Source organism: Proteus sp. PR00208 (genome assembly GCF_016238545.1).
In the GTDB taxonomy this organism is placed as follows: Bacteria; Pseudomonadota; Gammaproteobacteria; order Enterobacterales; family Enterobacteriaceae; genus Proteus.
The window spans coordinates 13,780-33,825 of sequence record NZ_JAEHQE010000010.1; the positions used below are offsets into that span (position 1 = coordinate 13,780).

The 20,046-nt window shown below is 38.5% G+C and carries 17 protein-coding genes; 12 read left to right on the plus strand and 5 right to left on the minus strand.

Annotation, left to right across the window (positions count from 1 at the left end):
- From atpF to glmS, 8 genes are all read left to right on the plus strand, one after another.
- Nucleotides 1-471 (plus strand): F0F1 ATP synthase subunit B, encoded by a 471-nt coding sequence (atpF, locus tag JEP36_RS08690; protein ID WP_109373323.1) that lies wholly within the window; start codon nt 1-3, stop codon nt 469-471.
- A 12-nt stretch (nt 472-483) separates the two neighbouring features.
- Nucleotides 484-1,017, plus strand: coding sequence for a F0F1 ATP synthase subunit delta (gene atpH / locus JEP36_RS08695; RefSeq protein WP_006534344.1), 534 nt, complete (start codon nt 484-486; stop codon nt 1,015-1,017).
- A gap of 14 nt (nt 1,018-1,031) precedes the next feature.
- Entirely contained in the window at nt 1,032-2,573 is a 1,542-nt protein-coding gene (gene atpA / locus JEP36_RS08700; protein WP_006534343.1) for a F0F1 ATP synthase subunit alpha, read from the plus strand.
- 58 nt (nt 2,574-2,631) lie between these two features.
- Nucleotides 2,632-3,495, plus strand: coding sequence for a F0F1 ATP synthase subunit gamma (gene atpG, locus JEP36_RS08705; protein ID WP_006534342.1), 864 nt, complete (start codon nt 2,632-2,634; stop codon nt 3,493-3,495).
- Between the two features lie 34 nt (nt 3,496-3,529).
- Nucleotides 3,530-4,912 carry a F0F1 ATP synthase subunit beta gene (atpD, locus tag JEP36_RS08710; protein ID WP_023583323.1) on the plus strand — a complete coding sequence of 461 codons (1,383 nt, stop codon included), beginning with the start codon at nt 3,530-3,532 and terminating at the stop codon, nt 4,910-4,912.
- A 21-nt stretch (nt 4,913-4,933) separates the two neighbouring features.
- Nucleotides 4,934-5,350 carry a F0F1 ATP synthase subunit epsilon gene (locus JEP36_RS08715; RefSeq protein ID WP_109373324.1) on the plus strand — a complete coding sequence of 139 codons (417 nt, stop codon included), beginning with the start codon at nt 4,934-4,936 and terminating at the stop codon, nt 5,348-5,350.
- A 152-nt stretch (nt 5,351-5,502) separates the two neighbouring features.
- A complete protein-coding gene (gene glmU, locus JEP36_RS08720) occupies nt 5,503-6,876 on the plus strand; it encodes a bifunctional UDP-N-acetylglucosamine diphosphorylase/glucosamine-1-phosphate N-acetyltransferase GlmU (RefSeq protein ID WP_198620268.1) in 1,374 nt (457 codons plus the stop codon).
- Between the two features lie 159 nt (nt 6,877-7,035).
- Entirely contained in the window at nt 7,036-8,862 is a 1,827-nt protein-coding gene (gene glmS, locus JEP36_RS08725) for a glutamine--fructose-6-phosphate transaminase (isomerizing) (RefSeq protein ID WP_198620269.1), read from the plus strand.
- A gap of 172 nt (nt 8,863-9,034) precedes the next feature.
- Here the strand turns inward: glmS and JEP36_RS08730 are convergent, their stop codons facing one another.
- Nucleotides 9,035-9,484 (minus strand): DUF411 domain-containing protein, encoded by a 450-nt coding sequence (locus tag JEP36_RS08730; RefSeq protein ID WP_198630087.1) that lies wholly within the window; start codon nt 9,482-9,484, stop codon nt 9,035-9,037.
- 497 nt (nt 9,485-9,981) lie between these two features.
- Nucleotides 9,982-10,386 carry a YgiW/YdeI family stress tolerance OB fold protein gene (locus JEP36_RS08735; protein ID WP_109373328.1) on the minus strand — a complete coding sequence of 135 codons (405 nt, stop codon included), beginning with the start codon at nt 10,384-10,386 and terminating at the stop codon, nt 9,982-9,984.
- A 359-nt stretch (nt 10,387-10,745) separates the two neighbouring features.
- Here JEP36_RS08735 and satP point away from each other — a divergent pair, with 359 nt between their 5' ends.
- The gene (satP, locus tag JEP36_RS08740) at nt 10,746-11,309 is read left to right on the plus strand and encodes an acetate uptake transporter (protein WP_072065220.1); all 564 of its coding nucleotides are present in this window, start codon (nt 10,746-10,748) and stop codon (nt 11,307-11,309) included.
- A 19-nt stretch (nt 11,310-11,328) separates the two neighbouring features.
- Here satP and JEP36_RS08745 read toward each other — a convergent pair whose 3' ends face one another.
- The 3 genes from JEP36_RS08745 to JEP36_RS08755 all read right to left on the minus strand — a co-directional run bounded on the left by JEP36_RS08745 (nt 11,329) and on the right by JEP36_RS08755 (nt 13,623).
- On the minus strand, nt 11,329-11,913 hold the full coding sequence (locus JEP36_RS08745; RefSeq protein ID WP_196533611.1) for a rhomboid family intramembrane serine protease: 585 nt from the start codon (nt 11,911-11,913) through the stop codon (nt 11,329-11,331).
- A gap of 88 nt (nt 11,914-12,001) precedes the next feature.
- Nucleotides 12,002-12,913: an N-acetylglucosamine kinase gene (nagK, locus tag JEP36_RS08750; protein ID WP_198620272.1), complete on the minus strand. Its 912-nt coding sequence runs from the start codon at nt 12,911-12,913 to the stop codon at nt 12,002-12,004.
- Nucleotides 12,914-13,071: 158 nt separating this feature from the next.
- Nucleotides 13,072-13,623: an NADAR family protein gene (locus tag JEP36_RS08755; protein ID WP_100157808.1), complete on the minus strand. Its 552-nt coding sequence runs from the start codon at nt 13,621-13,623 to the stop codon at nt 13,072-13,074.
- A gap of 1,368 nt (nt 13,624-14,991) precedes the next feature.
- On the opposite strand from JEP36_RS08755, the gene JEP36_RS08760 reads away from it, so the two are divergent.
- The 3 genes from JEP36_RS08760 (at nt 14,992) to bcsB (ending at nt 20,036) form a co-directional block, all read left to right on the plus strand.
- Entirely contained in the window at nt 14,992-15,390 is a 399-nt protein-coding gene (locus tag JEP36_RS08760) for a hypothetical protein (RefSeq protein ID WP_198630088.1), read from the plus strand.
- Between the two features lie 171 nt (nt 15,391-15,561).
- The gene (gene bcsA / locus JEP36_RS08765) at nt 15,562-17,682 is read left to right on the plus strand and encodes a UDP-forming cellulose synthase catalytic subunit (protein WP_198630089.1); all 2,121 of its coding nucleotides are present in this window, start codon (nt 15,562-15,564) and stop codon (nt 17,680-17,682) included.
- A 2-nt stretch (nt 17,683-17,684) separates the two neighbouring features.
- Complete coding sequence (bcsB, locus tag JEP36_RS08770) at nt 17,685-20,036, plus strand: cellulose biosynthesis cyclic di-GMP-binding regulatory protein BcsB (RefSeq protein WP_198630090.1); 2,352 nt, start codon at nt 17,685-17,687, stop codon at nt 20,034-20,036.
- Nucleotides 20,037-20,046 lie beyond the last annotated feature (10 nt).

Consider the following 20,046-nt stretch of genomic DNA (forward strand, 5'->3'; position numbering starts at 1 on the left):
GTGAATTTAAATGCAACAATCCTCGGCCAGGCCATCGCATTTGTCCTGTTTGTTTTGTTCTGTATGAAATTCGTATGGCCACCAATTATGGCGGCCATTGAAAAACGTCAAAAAGAAATTGCTGACGGTTTATCATCTGCAGAACGTGCTAAAAAGGACTTAGATTTAGCGAAAGCCGATGCAGGCGATCAGCTAGCAAAAGCAAAAGCAGAAGCTCAAGCAATCATTGAATCAGCGAATAAACAACGCACTCAAATGATTGAAGATGCTAAAGCAGAAGCAGAGCAAGAACGTAGTAAGATCGTTGCACAAGCTCAATCCGAACTGGATGCAGAGCGTAAACGTGCTCGTGAAGAACTTCGTAAACAAGTCGCAATGCTGGCTATTGCAGGTGCCGAGAAAATTATTGAACGTTCCGTGGATGAAGCTGCTAATAGCGACATCGTTGATAAACTGGTCGCTGAACTGTAAGGAGGGAGGGGCATGTCTGAAATAGCAACGGTAGCTCGCCCCTACGCCAAAGCAGCTTTTGACTTTGCTGTGGAAAACCAGGCTGTCGATAAATGGCAGGTTATGCTGGCGTTCACCGCTGAAGTAGCACGCAATGAGCAGGTAACCGAATTACTTTCTGGTTCTTTAGCATCAGAAAAACTGGCTGACATCTTTGTCGACCTTTGTGGCGAACAATTAGATGGTCATGCTCAGAATTTAATTCGTGTTATGGCTGATAATGGCCGTTTATCAACGTTGCCTGAAGTATTGAGCCAATTTATTCAATTGCGCGCAGTACTAGAGTCAACGGTTGACGTTGAAGTAACTTCTGCCATTGAGCTAACTAAACAGCAGCTAGCTAACATTTCTGCAGCGATGGAAAAACGTCTATCACGCAAAGTGAAGCTGAATTGCAAAATTGATAAGTCTGTTATCGCAGGCATGATTATACGCGCCGGTGACCTCGTCATCGATGGCAGTATTCGTGGCCGTTTAGAGCGATTAACAGACGTCTTGCAGTCTTAAGGGGACTGGAGCATATGCAACTGAATTCCACTGAAATCAGCGAACTGATCAAGCAGCGCATTGCTCAGTTCAATGTAGTGAGTGAAGCTCACAATGAAGGTACGATTGTATCCGTTAGTGACGGTATCATTCGTATCCACGGTTTAGCCGAAGTTATGCAGGGTGAGATGATCGCACTGCCGGGTAACCGTTTCGCTATCGCACTGAACTTAGAGCGCGACTCTGTTGGTGCGGTTGTGATGGGTCCTTATGCTGACTTAGCAGAAGGCATGAAAGTTAAATGTACAGGTCGTATTCTGGAAGTACCTGTTGGGCGTGGTCTGCTTGGCCGTGTGGTAAACACACTGGGTGAGCCGATTGATGGTAAAGGTGCAGTAGAGCATGATGGATTCTCACCTGTTGAGATGATTGCTCCTGGTGTTATCGACCGTCAATCAGTTGATCAGCCTGTACAAACAGGTTACAAATCCGTCGATGCCATGATCCCAATTGGTCGTGGTCAGCGTGAATTGATCATCGGTGACCGTCAAACAGGTAAAACTGCTCTGGCTGTCGATGCGATCATCAACCAACGCGACTCTGGCATTAAATGTATCTATGTCGCTATCGGTCAGAAAGCCTCTACTATTTCGAACGTTGTTCGTAAATTAGAAGAACATGGCGCGTTAGAAAACACCATTGTTGTTGTTGCTTCTGCATCAGAATCAGCAGCGCTGCAATACCTAGCTCCTTATTCAGGTTGCGCAATGGGTGAATACTTCCGTGACCGTGGTGAAGATGCCCTGATTATTTATGATGACCTGTCTAAACAGGCTGTCGCATACCGTCAAATTTCACTGTTACTTCGTCGTCCACCTGGACGTGAAGCATACCCTGGTGACGTTTTCTATCTGCACTCCCGTTTACTTGAGCGTGCTGCTCGCGTTAATGCTGAGTACGTAGAAGCATTCACTAATGGTGAAGTTAAAGGTAAAACCGGCTCTCTGACTGCGTTACCAATTATCGAAACGCAAGCAGGGGACGTTTCTGCATTCGTTCCTACGAACGTAATCTCTATTACCGATGGTCAGATCTTCTTAGAATCTAACCTGTTTAACGCAGGTATCCGTCCAGCTGTTAACCCAGGGATCTCCGTATCTCGTGTTGGTGGTGCAGCTCAGACTAAGATCATGAAGAAACTTTCTGGTGGTATCCGTACTGCTCTTGCGCAGTATCGTGAGCTGGCAGCATTCTCACAGTTCGCTTCCGATCTGGACGATGCTACCCGTAAACAATTAAACCACGGTCAGAAAGTGACTGAATTGCTGAAACAGAAACAGTACGAACCAATGTCTGTCGCACAACAGTCTTTATCACTGTTTGCAGCAGAACGTGGTTATCTGGAAGATGTTGAAATTTCAAAAGTTGTGCCATTTGAAGCGGCTTTATTAGCTTATGCCTCTCGTGAACATGCTGATTTATTGAAAGAAATCAACCAGACTGGTACTTATAACGAAGAAATCGAAGCGAAGCTGAAAGGCGTGCTAGAAAACTTCAAAGCGACTCAGTCCTGGTAATAACTATTCGGCCTAATAGTTAAACATTAGGCCGTCTGGTTCATGAGGAGAAGCAGAAATGGCCGGCGCAAAAGAGATACGTTCGAAGATCGCCAGTGTGCAAAACACACAGAAGATCACTAAAGCGATGGAGATGGTCGCCGCGTCGAAAATGCGTAAAACGCAGGAACGCATGGCAGCCAGCCGTCCTTATGCAGAAACCATGCGCAGTGTGATTGGTCACCTTGCGTTAGGGAATCTGGAATACAAACATCCATACCTCGAAGAGCGTGAAGTTAAACGTGTCGGGTACCTGGTTGTTTCGACCGACCGTGGTTTGTGTGGTGGTTTGAACATTAACTTGTTCAAAAAACTGCTGGCAGACATGAAAGAGTGGTCTGAAAAAGGTGTGCAGGTAGATTTAGCACTAATCGGTTCTAAAGCCGCTTCATTCTTTGGCTCAGTAGGTGGGAATGTTGTTGGTCAAGTAACTGGTATGGGTGATGATCCAAAACTGTCAGACCTTATCGGTCCAGTCAATATCATGTTGCAGGCTTATGACGAAGGTCGTTTAGATAAACTGTATGTGGTGGCAAATAAGTTCATCAATACCATGGCTCAAGAGCCTAAAATTCTTCAGGTTTTACCATTACCACCAGGTGATGATGAAGAGCTGAAAGAAAAATCTTGGGATTATCTGTACGAACCTGATCCTAAGGCGTTACTGGATACTTTACTGCGTCGTTATATCGAATCGCAAGTTTACCAGAGCGTCGTAGAGAACTTAGCGAGTGAGCAGGCCGCCCGAATGGTCGCGATGAAAGCCGCTACAGATAACGGTGGTAACCTGATTAAAGAACTGCAATTGGTGTACAACAAAGCACGCCAAGCAAGCATTACTCAGGAACTTACAGAAATTGTGTCTGGTGCAGCCGCGGTATAACAGCTAGGTTTACGAATTACGTAGAGGATTCAAGATGGCTACTGGAAAGATTGTCCAGGTAATCGGCGCCGTAGTGGACGCCGAGTTCCCTCAGGATAGCGTCCCTAAAGTATACGACGCTCTTGAGGTTATGAATGGTAAAGAAAAACTGGTGCTAGAAGTTCAGCAACAGTTAGGCGGTGGTATCGTTCGTTGTATCGCAATGGGTACATCAGACGGTTTAAGCCGTGGCTTAAAAGTTGAAAACTTAGGCCACCCAATTGAAGTACCAGTAGGTAAAGCAACACTGGGACGTATCATGAACGTTCTGGGTACACCTATCGATATGAAAGGTGATATTGCAACTGAAGAACGTTGGTCTATCCACCGTGAAGCGCCAACCTACGAAGAGTTATCAAACTCACAAGAACTGCTTGAAACCGGTATCAAAGTAATGGACTTAATCTGTCCGTTCGCTAAAGGTGGTAAAGTAGGTCTGTTCGGTGGTGCGGGTGTTGGTAAAACAGTTAACATGATGGAATTGATCCGTAATATCGCGATCGAGCACTCAGGTTACTCTGTATTTGCTGGTGTTGGTGAACGTACTCGTGAGGGTAACGACTTCTATCATGAAATGACAGATTCTAACGTTCTTGACAAAGTATCGTTAGTTTATGGTCAGATGAATGAGCCACCAGGAAACCGCCTGCGTGTTGCACTGACTGGTCTGACTATGGCTGAGAAATTCCGTGACGAAGGTCGTGACGTACTGTTATTCGTAGATAACATCTATCGTTACACCTTAGCCGGTACTGAAGTATCAGCACTGTTAGGTCGTATGCCATCAGCGGTAGGTTACCAACCAACATTGGCTGAAGAGATGGGTGTTCTGCAAGAACGTATCACTTCAACCAAAACAGGTTCAATCACCTCTGTACAAGCTGTATACGTACCTGCGGATGACTTAACTGACCCATCACCAGCAACAACGTTTGCTCACTTAGATGCGACAGTTGTATTGAGCCGTCAAATTGCTTCATTAGGTATCTACCCTGCGGTTGACCCACTGGATTCTACCAGTCGTCAATTAGACCCACTGGTAGTTGGCCAAGAGCACTATGATGTGGCTCGTGGTGTTCAGTCTATCCTGCAACGTTATCAGGAACTGAAAGACATCATCGCTATTTTAGGTATGGATGAACTGTCAGAAGAAGATAAACTGGTTGTTGCGCGTGCGCGTAAGATCCAGCGCTTCCTGTCTCAGCCATTCTTCGTTGCTGAAGTATTTACCGGATCACCAGGTAAGTTCGTTTCCCTGAAAGACACTATCCGTGGCTTTAAAGGTATTCTGAACGGTGATTATGACCACCTGCCAGAGCAGGCGTTCTACATGGTTGGTACTATCGAAGAAGCAGTAGAAAAAGCTAAGAAGCTTTAATACGGCTGACGGGAGGTTGATATGGCTGATACATCGTTCTACCTGAAAGTTGTCAGCGCTGAAAAGCAGTTATATGACGGCGAAGTCAAACGAATTCAGGTAACTGGTAGCGAAGGTGAGCTCGGTATTTATCCGCAGCATACCCCGTTATTAACTGCCATAAAACCGGGCATGGTACGTGTCGTAAAAACATCGGGTGAAGAAGAGGTTATCTACCTTTCTGGTGGTATTCTCGAAGTTCAACCGACAGGCGTCATTGTACTGGCAGATACAGCTATCCGTGGTCGTGATTTGGATGAAGCGAAAGCGTTGGAATCTAAGCGTAAAGCTGAAGAACACATTCAATCCTCTCATGGTGATGTTGATTATGCTCAAGCATCAGCAGAATTAGCCAAAGCGATTGCAAAACTACGTGTAATCGAATTGACTCGACGTTGATGTAAATAGGCAGTCTATGAATAAAAAAGCCAGTTGGTTCTTCGCTAACTGGCTTTTTTGCGTCATGAAATATTTTGTGTGACGAAATATGTAGTATTATTTGGCATAAACAGGTTTACTTGCCATTCTTTACGGGAGTTATCGGGTTAATTATGTCTAATTCAGCTAAAAGCGTTGTTATTCTTGCTGCGGGAAAAGGCACCCGCATGTATTCACAGTTACCTAAAGTTCTTCATAAACTTGCAGGTAAATCCATGGTTCAACATGTGATTGATACTGCCAAGTCATTAGGCGCTCAACAAACACACCTTGTCTATGGGCATGGTGGTGAACTAATGAAAGAAAAATTAGGTTCACAACCTGTTAATTGGGTACTACAAGCAGAGCAACTAGGAACAGGTCACGCAATGCAACAAGCTGCGCCTTTCTTTGCTGATGATGAAGATATCCTGATGCTTTACGGTGATGTTCCACTTATCACTAAAGAAACGTTAGAACGTTTAATTGAAGTCAAACCAGAAGGCGGTATTGGTTTATTAACAGTTATTTTAGATAACCCAACTGGCTATGGTCGTATTGTTCGTGAAAATGGCGAAGTGACGGGCATTATCGAACAAAAAGATGCGTCTGAAGAACAACTCAAAATTACTGAAATCAACACGGGTATTTTGGTCGCTAATGGTGGTGATTTAAAACGTTGGTTAGGTAAGCTCAATAATAATAATGCACAAAAAGAGTATTACATTACTGACATTATCGCGTTAGCGTATAAAGAAGGTCGTAAAATTGAAACGGCTCATCCTCGTCGTCATAGTGAAATGGAAGGCGTGAATAACCGTTTACAACTGGCTACATTAGAACGTATTTACCAAACAGAACAGGCTGAACGCTTATTATTAGAAGGCGTCATGTTGCTTGATCCTGCTCGTTTTGATTTACGTGGTACGTTAACTCACGGTAAAGACGTCGTCATTGACACTAACGTGATTATTGAAGGTAATGTCACTTTAGGTAACAACGTTGAAATCGGTACAGGGTGTGTCCTGAAAAACTGTGTGATTGGTGATAATTCTATTATCAGCCCCTATACGGTGATCGAGGATGCAAACTTAGCTCAAGAGTGTACTGTTGGGCCATTTGCACGCCTTCGTCCGGGTAGTGAATTAGCGGATAAAGCTCACGTTGGTAACTTTGTTGAGATGAAAAAAGCAAGCTTAGGTGTTGGCTCTAAAGCGGGTCATCTGACTTACTTAGGCGACACTGAAGTAGGCGCTAATGTTAATATCGGCGCGGGTACTATTACTTGTAACTACGATGGTGCGAATAAATTCAAAACAGTTATTGGTGATGACGTCTTTATTGGTTCAGATACCCAATTAGTAGCGCCAGTTACGGTTGCTAATGGTGCAACAATTGGTGCAGGAACAACACTCACTAAAAACGTGAATGAAAATGAATTAGTGATCAGTCGAGTTAAGCAAACTCATATTAGTGGATGGAAACGTCCAGTGAAGAAAAAACAATAATTTTAAGAAAAGGGCGTATATTTCATTAGCGCCCTTTTCTTGTACGCTATTATTCTAAAAACAAAAAATATCCCCGCTTTCTACAATGGCTTGGGGAACAAACCAATCAGGTATAAGACATCCAAGTGCGAATAAACGCACAGTTTTAGGAATAACACAATGTGTGGAATAGTAGGTGCAGTTGCACAACGCGATATCGCTGAAATCTTAATTGAAGGTTTACGTCGTTTAGAATACCGCGGTTATGACTCTGCGGGTTTAGCGGTTGTGGATAATGACTGTAAAATGACACGTCTGCGTGAAGCTGGCAAAGTACAAATGCTGGCGGAAGAAGCAGAAAAAACACAAGTGATTGGTGGTACAGGTATTGCTCATACTCGTTGGGCAACACATGGTGAACCTTGTGAAGATAATGCACATCCTCATGTATCAGGTACGATTGCAGTTGTACATAATGGCATTATCGAAAACTACCAAGAACTGAAAGCAGAATTAATTAAAAAAGGGTATCAGTTTGCTTCTCAAACTGACACTGAAGTGATTGCTCACCTTGTTAACTGGGAACAGCGCCAAGGTGGTACATTACGTGAAGTTGTACAACGTGTTATTCCTCAATTACGTGGTGCTTACGGTACCGTTATTATGGATAGCCGTACACCTGAGTTATTAGTCGCTGCTCGCTCTGGTAGCCCGCTGGTGGTAGGTCTTGGCGTGGGTGAAAACTTCCTTGCTTCTGACCAGTTGGCTCTATTACCCGTTACCCGCCGCTTTATCTATCTTGAAGAAGGGGATATTGTCGAGGTCACTCGTCGTCATGTTCATATTTTTGATGTGAATGGCGAAGAAGTTGTTCGTGATACGATTGAATCAAATGTTCAATACGATGCGGGTGATAAAGGTGTTTACCGTCACTACATGCAAAAAGAGATCTATGAACAGCCTCTGGCGATTAAAAACACGCTTGAAGGTCGTTTAAAATCAGAAACGATTGATCTAAGTGAACTAGGATCTAAAGCTGAAGATATCTTATCTAAAGTTGAACATATTCAAATTGTAGCTTGTGGTACTTCTTATAACGCAGGTATGGTTTCACGTTATTGGTTTGAGTCTTTAGCGGGTATTCCTTGTGATGTCGAAATTGCATCAGAATATCGCTACCGTAAACCAGCAACTCGCCGTAACAGTTTACTGATTACATTATCTCAATCAGGTGAAACAGCAGATACATTAGCTGCATTGCGGTTATCTAAAGAGTTAGGTTATTTATCTTCTTTAGCTATTTGTAACGTTGCAGGCTCTTCTTTGGTTCGTGAGTCTGAATTTGTTTTAATGACTAAAGCGGGTGCTGAAATTGGTGTTGCATCAACCAAAGCATTTACCACACAGTTAACCGTTCTATTAATGCTGGTGGCATATATGGGACGAATTAAAGGTGTCGCGACATTAGAGCAAGACGTTTCAACAGCATTACATGCATTACCAAGCCGTATTGAAAGCATGCTATCGAAAGATAAAGTGATTGAAGCGTTAGCTGAAGACTTCTCAGAAAAAAGCCATGCTTTATTCTTAGGTCGTGGCGACCAATACCCGATTGCGGTAGAAGGTGCATTAAAGCTAAAAGAGATCTCTTATATTCATGCTGAAGCTTATGCTGCTGGTGAATTAAAACATGGTCCATTAGCATTAATTGATGCGGATATGCCTGTTATCATCATTGCGCCAAACAATGAGTTATTAGAGAAATTAAAATCTAATATTGAAGAAGTACGTGCGCGTGGTGGCTTACTGTATGTATTTGCGGATCAAGATGCAGGCTTTGAAGAAAACGAAACGATGAAGTTAATTTCTTTACCTCATGTTGAAGAGCTTATCGCACCTATTTTCTATACTGTACCATTACAGTTGTTGTCTTATCATGTTGCCTTAATTAAAGGCACAGATGTAGACCAACCTCGTAACTTAGCAAAATCGGTTACAGTTGAATAAATAAAGTCAAAGTTAACTTTATTCTAAAAGAACCAGTCATGCTGTAAAAAGCAGGCTGGTTTTTTTATGCCTAGAAAATAAAACTCTGCCCGCAAATCGATAACAGGCAGAGGAAAATAACACAATCGGAGAGATATATTGCTATTAAAACAACACTACAGTAAGAACAAAACTAGTTGTAAGACTTAAACAGGGATTGGTTGCCTGATTTATCAAAGGCAATCACTTGGTAAGGCTCTTTGTAATCACCTGCATACATACCTAAACTTCCCGCTGGCATACCTGCAACGGCAATACCTGATTTAGATTTATCTACTAAGTCGATATTTTTTAAACTATCAACGGGGATATGTCCTACTAAATCTTTACCTTGGTAAGTCGCAAAGTGGCAACTTAATAAATTATTGGGTACATCGGCTTGTTGATATTTCTGCATTAACTCTGTCTCTGAAACAATATTCACTTTAACATTGAAGCCTGCTTCTTTTACGCCATCAGCCCATAACGTACAGCATCCACAACTGTCAGTTTTATAAACCTCAATAACATTATGATTAGATGCATAAGCCGTGCTTGTAAAAGCGGAGATTGCAATAATAGAAGGCAGTAATAATTTTTTCATTGTTTATTCCTTTCACTAAATTGATAGATGAAACAATAATCTTTACCCCTACTGGAAGGTCAATTTAATTAAGGTATAAACGCGTAGAGTTTTGTAAAAAAATATTTATAGAAAACAAAGATATAAATAATACTTTGCTTATCCTTTTTTGATGTTTTTCGAGAATATGACTTGATATAAGAAGAAAAAAAGCCTGCATAGCAGGCTTAAAATGGAGAAAACAGGGTAAACGTAGAGTAGTTAGGATGTAAACGACTATGAGGGTATCTCATAAGTTAAATCACCTCTTGCGAAGAGTGTTTGTGCTTTAACTTGGAATAACTATAAACCTAAACTTAACTTGAGGTTAAAGCGGAGAAATTTGTATAAGGGATCCAATTTTATTGATGAAAATAAAATATAGAGAATATAAAAATAAAAAAGCCAATATTTTCAATGTATTGGCTTTGAAATAAATAGGTGTATTTTTAATTTAAAAACAAATTATTTGATGGCGATTATTTGATAATAGTAATTTGTTTTACGTCGATCTCAGTGCTTGTCCATTCTTTATCAACTTTACCTTCAATTCTGACGGTATTATCTGGTGTAACTGTTTGTCCACGCCATCTTTTATTGTCGATATCTACATTGATACCGCCTGTGCTGTCTTCAAAAACGTACAGCTCATCACCAATTTTTTTGGTAATTTTACCCGTTAAAATAACCCAAGTGTCATCAGAAAGATCTTTTGCTTTTGCAACGGAGGTTTCGCTAATTGAAGGACCTTTAAATCCTCCTTGATCTGCACTTGATTGAATAGTGCCTTGAGGAGAAACAAAACCACCATTATGAGATGTTGTATTGGCTTGAGATGCAAAGGCCAACGTACTACCAATTAATAATACAAGAATTTTTTTCATATCAAGCTCGCTTTCTGTTTAAAATATAACTAAGTATAGTACTTATTTTATTGCAACTTCATGTATAAAACAGCATATAAAGGTAAATCTAGATATTAATACATCAAATGATTGATATTACTATTTTAAAACTAGAGTTATATTTTATAGTGTTGTTTTTTTCAATATAAGCATCTATCACTAAATACTTCTTTTCTTTAAGTTAAATCCTCTGGTTATTTCCCCTTTGGATCAGTGTAGACCGTTATTCAAAAATATACCTTGTAGGATCATTGTTTTTAGATGTATTACCTCTTATCATCCAGCGCCTTCAAATTTTTTTTAATTTTCCCCTGTTATTTTTAGAGGTTTTAGGTTTTATGACTAACGAACGCATTGCCAATCCGGGTCCATTAGGTTTAATGGGTTTTGGTATGACAACGATTTTGTTGAACATACATAATGCCGGTTTTTTCCCAGTAGTCTCAGTTATTATGAGTATGGGAATTTTTTATGGTGGGATCGCACAAGTTATTGCTGGAATTTTTGAGTTCAAAAAAGGCAATACTTTTGGAGCCACTGCATTTACCTCTTACGGCTTCTTTTGGGTAACATTAGTAGGTATTTGGTTATTACCCGTGATGGGCTTAAGTGAACCCACAACACCTCTCTTTTTGGGTGTGTTTTTAGCGTTATGGGGAATTTTTACCTTTTTCATGTTTATTGGCACGTTAAAAGCCAATAGAGCACTCCAGTTTGTCTTTTTAAGTCTGACTATTTTATTTGCATTACTGGCAATAGGAAATATCACAGGTAATGCACTGATTTTAAAAATTGCAGGTTTTGAAGGTATTATTTGTGGTGCCAGTGCTTTTTATCTTGCAATGGCTGAAGTATTAAATGAGATGTATGGCAGAACAATACTGCCAATTGGTCACAAGTAACCGCTTTATACAGAAGTGGCTATTTAGCCACTTCTACTACTTGGCTTTTACGGCGTATTAGTTTTCTTGCACACCATGCGTAAAGCAACCCTGCAACGACACCTGAAATATGTGATTCTGTTGATACACCTAATTGTCCCGGAATTAAGCCATAGGCCATTGATCCATAATAGAATAGAACAAAGAGTGCAATTACAATATCGATAATTTTATGTCGAGTAAAAGCGTGAGCAATAAGTAAAGACCATAACCCAAAAATCCATCCACTTGCACCAACGTGAATAGCATTTCGTCCAAAAATCCAAACTAATAAACCACTTACGATAATAATAAATATACTGGATAGTACATATTCTCGTAGAGATTGTGTCATGGATAAAAAGCTAAGAATAAGAAGCGGGAGTAGATTACTAAATAGATGGGACCAAGATCCATGAATGAAAGGTGCGATAAAAATACCAATTAAACCTTCACCCGTTCTTGGAACAATACCCCATTGAAAAAGAGATATGGGTAATAGTGAGTTAATAAGTTGAAGTAAGACTAATATGATAGTTAACCCACCAAGAAAGGTGAGCCTTTTTTTAAACCAAACCTTATCCATAACGTAGCCTTAATAATGTAATGACGTTGATAAAACGCTATAAATAGAAGAGCCTCTAATAAAAAGAAGAAAGGCTCTTTTTTATTTATTAGTCTAATAAATTAAGGCAAGCAGCTCCGCGAGCGCCACCTGCATCACCATGACGTGCTTTTTCTATTGCTGGAATTTGAGCATTTCCATAGACACAGTGTGAGAGATATTCAGGTAATTGGTCATACAGTGCATTAAATTGCGATAATCCACCACCAATAACAATTAAATGTGGATCAAGTACAGTAAGAATATTACTTAGATAAATCGCTAACACTTTCATATAACGATCAACGTGCTCTTCTGTTTTCTTATCTCCAGCATAGTATTGCTCAACAATATCAACGGCTCTTCTGGGAGTATGATTGAATGCCTTATACATACGTTCAAAACCACGACCAGATAAATAAGTTTCAAAACACGCTTTTTTACCACAACCGCAGATAATTTTTGGCATTGTTTCGCCAATCACGTTATCTGCATCCACATTCAGATTCATATGACCGATTTCACCAGCAATCCCATTCTTGCCAGATAATACTTTGCCATCAATAACAAAACCGCCACCAACACCTGTACCTAAAATAAGTCCAAGTACAGAAGGATGATGACGAAATTCGGGATCCCATGCTTCCGATAAGGCAAAGCAGTTAGCATCATTTTCAACTTTAACCGGTCTATTGAGTATATGTGCAAGATCATGAACCATTGGCTTGTATTTAGCGGCTGGAACATTAGTGGTAAATACCGTTCCTTCTTTTGCATTCACAATACCAGGAACACCAACGCCTACTTTTCCTTTACACCCTAATTCAATGTCAGCTTCTAAGGTCAGTTCCTTAAAAACATTCAATAACGCCTGATAATCATTTTTAGGTGTAGGAACACGTTTTTGCCATACTTGAGTCAGATCTTTATCAAAAACGGCAAGCTCAATTTTTGTGCCGCCCATATCAAAACCATAATACATATCAGTCTCTTAATTATTCTGTAAATATTATTTATAGCAACGACAAGGGTGTCGTTACGTGGCCATTTCTATTTCAGTCAATACTTAAGTTATCTCTACTGCTTATATACACTAGGTTAAAGAAGAACAGTGATTGGTGACAGTTGAGTTTTCTTTATCTATTGATTACTACTTTCAATCAAAACACTACGTACTTTCATTAGAGCAAAGCCTAATAAATTTAATCCATTCCAAAGAAGAGGATTGTTAATCTCATTGTCTTGCTCACTTAAACCGACTCCCCATATTTTATCAACGGGGCTTGCCTCAACAAGCACACGATTGCCTGTTGAAATCAGAAATTTACCGAGTTCTTCATTTTGGGAAAACTTAGCGATATTGGCACGAATAACAATATCCATACGGTGTTGTTCCCAAATACCTTGGTCAAATCCTTTGACTTCTCTGCCTAATGCTTTTGCAGAGCCTGGGTTAGATGCAGTAATAATGCGCTTTCTGACTTCTATATCATTAAATAGCTTTGCTTTTTCAGCCATCATATAGTGCTCAGCGCTGGCATAACGCACATCATCTAATATAAAAGGTGCTGGATACCATTGGCTAAAACAACTTTTTGCGATGTCATTACCTTTACTTTTGTGTCCCCAAAAGTAGATGTACTTTATTTTCTTTCCTGCACGAAATTCTTTTTTTAATTGTTCTAAATCCATCTTTTTTTCCGTTATGTTGAATACTCCTAATTCACTTAATAAAGATAGCATAGAAGTAAAGAAGGATAGAGAGCCTTTTTGCTATTCTGCTTATAGGTGAAGCGATTCCGCTATTTTCAAATTATTCTTATTAAATTAATCTTAATTAGATTTGTTTTTACTGAATGATAAAAAAAATAGAGCTTAGATTACTAGGATTACTCTTAAAAAAATCGAACTAAAGAGTTTCTTTATTTATATAATCACACAAAAAGATAATCTTAAAACGATACTACTTACTTAGTATAAAGGTGTAGTTAATTAAGTATTTTTAATATAAAAAAGCACATTTATTGGTATTTATACTAATTATTGGTATTTATAACTAATAAAATAGCTATTACGTAATTAATTTAATAACTTAGCTTAATTGAGATACTTGTTTTCATTGTTACATTTATTATTTGAACTAAATCACGCTTGTGTATTTGTTAAGCTAAATTAACAATATCATTTTATAGATAAAATATTACTTAAGTTAATTATTCTGGAACACAGGTTATTCTTAGCGGTATTTACTATAAGTAAATAATAAAACTAATCATAGATTGATTATCTACTTTTGTCTTTTATTTTAATGTTTTTTTCTAAAACTTAACCAATACTGATGTGTTTTATTTTTTTATTAATAAAATAGAACGATCGTAATATGATAAAAAGCAATAAACACACTTTTTAGGTGTAAAAAAGGAACCTATTTTGATGATGATCAATATGAATAAATAATCCTTTCCATTTTTAGTTATTATTTTTTTAGTCTTTTTTGGAATAGAAAAAAGAGGGTTTATTAAAATTGATCTTGATGGGCTCTTTGCTTTTTAGAAGAAATAATATCAATAAATAATTATTTTAGAATTTTATATTTATAAAATTTATACAAATTGTTATTAATTAACTCTAGTTATTATCTGGTTTTTAAACCTGTTTTTTTAGGTAAAAAAGACGCTATTTTTGATAGTAATAATAAATATGGAATTAAGTAAAAGTACCCATTTTTATAAAGTGAAAATGAGTGGCGTTTTACTTTTTACACTTTTTTTGATGTTGTCTTTTTCATTAAAATAATTATACAATTTAATTTAAATAATCATTACTCCTAATTGGATGATGTTTATTTGTAATTAAATAAATTAGTATTTATAAGATTATTTTACCCTACATAGTTGATGTTCATTAATTGATGATTTAATGAGAGTTTAAATATGAATTTATAAAGATATATTTTTAACTTATTGTGAAAATTATCTATAAGGTTCTCTCCTCCTTATTTTGGATGAGCATCAAATTATTGAACAAGGTTTAGAGTACTGTTATTAAAGGGGCCACACTATGTATGATGATATTAGTAACCTAAAAGATAAGTTTCAGGAAGATGCCTTTGCTTTTCAAGAGTTTTCTTCCTCTACAATACAAGATGTTGATAATAAAATAGAACCAGTAGTTATAAATAAAGAAGATAATAATAAAATTAGTAATTTAAGTAATAATACGTTTTCTGAAACTTCACTTATAGTGAAAAACGAACCAAAACAGCCTGTTACTTCATCGTCTATCCCTTCTTATCACCAGGATGCTTTAGTTGTTAAAGCAAAGAAAGACAATTTAATTAAGAGTAAGCAAAATTTGTTAGCAGATAATAAAATATTTGATAGCAAAGAAACTGATAGAGTTCATGCTCATGAAAATATATCACTAAAAGATATATTGTCATTTATTTCCTCTATCTAAGCTGAATAAGCAAAACTCTTTGTGTAAATAAATAATATTGACTGGTGTCAATCTTTAGCCATTGTTATTTTATTTTTTAAGATAGGTTTATTTCTTTTCGATATTTATTAATGTCGATAGGGTGCCTTTGTCTTAAGAAAAGATCTATGGCGATGACAAAGGTATGGGTTTATGAATAAAATATTTAAAACATTAATTACGGCTTTTTTATTGATAACAATGTTTTCACTCATTGTTATGCCAATGAGCGCCGAACAACAATATATATTCGGTCTTATCAATATATTGCTGTTATTTGTTATCGGTTTTAAAAAATCAAAAAAACGATTATTAACAATGGTTTTTATTTCATTGTTGATGTCAACGCGTTATCTCTACTGGCGTGCAACAAATACCTTAAATTTTAATACAACTATCGAGGCTGTTTTAGGTAGTGGTTTATTTATGGCTGAAATTTATTCTTGGATAATATTAGTCCTAGGTTATTTCCAAACGTCATGGCCATTAAATAGAAAAATAGCACCTTTACCTAAAGATATTTCTCAATGGCCTACTGTTGATATTTATATTCCAACATATAACGAAAGCTTGGATGTTGTACGCGATACGGTCCTTGCTGCACAAGCTATCGATTATCCACAAGATAAAATGAAAGTTTATATATTGGATGATGGTAGTCGTGAAGAATTTAAACAATTCGCTGGTGATGTTGGTGTAACTTACATTGAACGTGAAGTTCATGATCACGCTAAAGCAGGTAACTTAAATCATGCGATGGGATTAACAGACGGTGAGCTAATCTGCGTTTTTGACTGTGACCATATTTCCACGCGTATTTTCTTGCAAGCAACAGTAGGAAGCTTCCTTGAAGATCCAAAATTAGCGTTGATCCAAACACCACACTATTTCTACTCGCCTGACCCATTTGAACGAAATTTAAGTGCGGCTAAAGATGCACCGCATGAAGGCGCACTTTTCTATGGCCCTGTTCAACGTGGTAATGATAACTGGAATGCGACATTCTTCTGTGGTTCATGTGCTGTTATGCGTCGTAGTGCTCTTGAAGAAATTGGTGGTATTGCTGTTGAAACGGTAACCGAAGATGCACACACTGCGCTTAAATTACAACGCTTAGGTTGGAACTCTGCATTTATTGATATTCCTTTAGCCGCAGGTCTTGCAACAGAACGTTTAGCATTACACGTTAACCAGCGTATTCGTTGGGCTAGAGGAATGACACAGATATTCCGTGTTGATAATCCAATGTTGGGTCGTGGTTTAACATTCCCTCAGCGTTTATGTTATCTCAATGCCATGCTCCACTTTCAGTACGGTTTGCCTCGTATCATCTTCTTGACTGCGCCGTTACTGTTTATGTTATTTAACCTTAATATTATCGCTTCATCCGCCAGCATGATATTTGCCTATGCATTACCACACTTAATCATGTCGGTTTATGTAAACTCGAAAAATATCGGTAAATACCGTTACTCTTTTTGGGGTGAAATTTATGAAACCGTCATGGCATTTAGTTTGGTACTCCCTACTTTACTGAGCTTAGTTTCACCAAAATTAGGTAAATTTAACGTAACAGATAAAGGTGATTTGCTTGATAAAAGCTATATGGATTACCTCACTGTACGTCCATTAATTATCACTGCACTTCTTCTTATCACCGGGATTTCATGGGTTGTTGTCCGTTACCTATTAAATGACTTTCAAGGTATTGACCCGCTGGTTATTGTTTTAAACCTTGCTTGGGCGACATACAGTTTATTTATCATTCTTGCCTCTATCGCAGTAGGTAAAGAGACGCGACAAATTCGTAAAAATACTCGAGTCAATGCATCTTTACCGATTACGTTACATTTTGATGATGGCGCTGAATTAACAACTACCACAGAAGATATTTCAATGGGTGGCGTTCGCATTGCTGTAAATAAAATGTCTGAACTTCGCCAACGTAATGTCACTTCAATCACCCTGAATGTACAACGAGATGAAGTTACCGTTCCTGTTGATATGGTGAGTTTAGAAAGCAATCAACTACGTCTTGAATTCTTACCTATTGATTTAAATCTTCGCCGTAAATTGGTGCGCATTGTCTTTGGTCGTGCTGATGCATGGATCCATCAAGCAGATTATAAAGACAAGCCATTTAAAGAATTGGCCGGTATTACACGTTGTATTTTCGAACTGTTCTTTGGTCGTCGCCAAAAAGTGAAAGCGCCAGCAATAAGAACGAAAGCAAAAGCTTCACTCTCTGTGCAATCTATTAACGGGGATGACTAAGCATGAAAAAGAAACTGACATTAATGCTAAGCCTGACGGCGATAGCGATCGTAAGTATTAATCTTTCTCAAGCAGATACCGGAATGTTAGAGCTAGGAGGGGAGCTTTTACCTGATCCGACTGCTTATACACATTCGCCAGTGCAACAAAATGCGAATAACCCGATCCAACTTGAAGATGGCGTATTGTCTGAAGCGCGTAATATTGAAGAGCAATTAACTTTGGCACAAATGGGAAGTCCATCGCCTATCGTGCTATCAGGAAGAAAATTACTTTCTGGTGTGACTTTTAATATGGCGAACGATTTATTTATTGATAACGCCACATTAACGATGAAAGTGAAAGCGTCTCAAGGATTAATTCAATCTGATCAAACACTTCACTTAATGCTAAATGGTCAACCTATGGGATTTCTACCTTTAGAAGAAGGTGGGCAAGAGCATGAATATGTTTTAGAAATTCCTGAAATGATGTTGACGAATGTGAATAACCTCAGCTTTCGTTTAGCCAATCGTGATGCATTGGATGAAAGCCAATGTATTCCTCCACTGGCTGAAGGATTAAGTTTGGTTATTTCACCAGATTCATCATTAGATTATCGAGGTCGCTGGATTAATGGCGGGTATAGTCTGGAACGATTGCCCCTACCGTTCTTTGATCCTGACAGAATGACAGCGACCTCGTTACCTATCATATTGTCAGATAAACCTGACCATGCAGAGGTAACAACAGCAGCCATTGCTGCATCATGGTTTGGCAGTTTTAGCCATGATATTAAGCAAGTTGATTTACCGGTTTTAATGAATCAGTTACCTGAAAGTGATGGTATTTTAGTTGGTTATTCAGGGCAGACTATTGCGGGTATTACATTACCTTCAGGAAATAGTGGGCAATTAACCATTGTTGATAACCCAGTCGATCCTGTTTTCAAATTATTACTGATCAGCGGTGATAATGAGAAATCTCTTCGCCAAGCTGTATGGGCATTAAACAACGGTAAATTGCCACAAAACGATCACTTAGTGGTGCCTTCTCAAACGCTTGCAATGAGTGCGGATTACGATGCACCTCGTTGGTTAAATACCAATAAACCTGTTTCGTTAAGTCAAATTGCCAATGGTAGTGATGATTTCTCACGCCAAGGCATTAACCATGCACCAAATCAGTTTTCGTTTCGTGTCTCTCCCGATCTCTTTTGGTGGGATGGTGATGCACTGCCGTTAGATTTGAAATATGTTTTTCCTCATTCGGATAAACTAAATAGTCGTCGTTCTTCATTAATTGTCTCTTTGAATAACCAATTCTTAGGTGCATTGTATCCGGCGCGTTCAGAACCTTTAGGTATGTTAAGACAATGGCTGGGAATAGAGAGCGAACAGCAAAATAGCACGCTCTATTTAAATCCTCGTCAAATTTATAGTCAGAATCAATTACAGTTTTATTTTGATTTACGTGAGCCTGATGATTCACCGTGTATTTTAACGGATGGCAGTAGCTTAATTAGCCAAATTGATCCGCAATCAACACTGCAATTTAAAAATACTTGGCACTACTCAAGAATGCCGAACTTGGCTTATTTTTCAGGAGCGTCATTCCCATTTAGTCGCCGTGCGGATTTTTCACAAACCACACTGCTATTACCTGAAAATCCAACAATAGAAGAGCTTTATACCTTAGTGAACTTAATGGCGAGATCAGGTTATGCCACAGGAACACCTGTTTCTCATGCTTCGGTTTTCTTAGGTGCTAAAGAGCTCGAGAAAAATAATCTCTCTCAACACGATGTGCTAGCGATTGGCTCATTAAATAGTGAGGGATTTCTACCTGCTCGTTTTTCACAACAAACGTTCTCATTTTTAAATAAAAACGTCGAAATCAAACCACAATCATTGATTGACAAGGCAAAAGGTTGGATTGCTGGCGATTATTTATCTCAAAGTGGTGATGCTGCAAGTTACTTATCTTCACTGAAAGATTGGCGTGGCATGATGAGTTTTATCTCACCTTGGGCAAGCAACAGAGTTGTCGTATTGGTTACAGCTAAAGGTAATGATTCGATAAAAACCATTATCAATGACTTAAATTTAGCCCAAATAAATGCGGCTATTAAAGGCGACATCACTCTTATTAGTGGTAAAGACACCGTAAAAAGTTTCCATTTAGGTGAACACTTTTCGCAAGGTGACTTACCTTTCTTACAACAATTCCTTTGGTATAGCTCTAGACACGTATATTTGCTGGGTCTTTTAGCTGTTGGTTTTTGTGCGTTGACGGGCTTCGTGACTTATTACTGGTTACAACGTCGTTCAACTCGTCGTTTACATCAGATATCACAGCATCGTTCAGACAAATAAGGGGGGATAT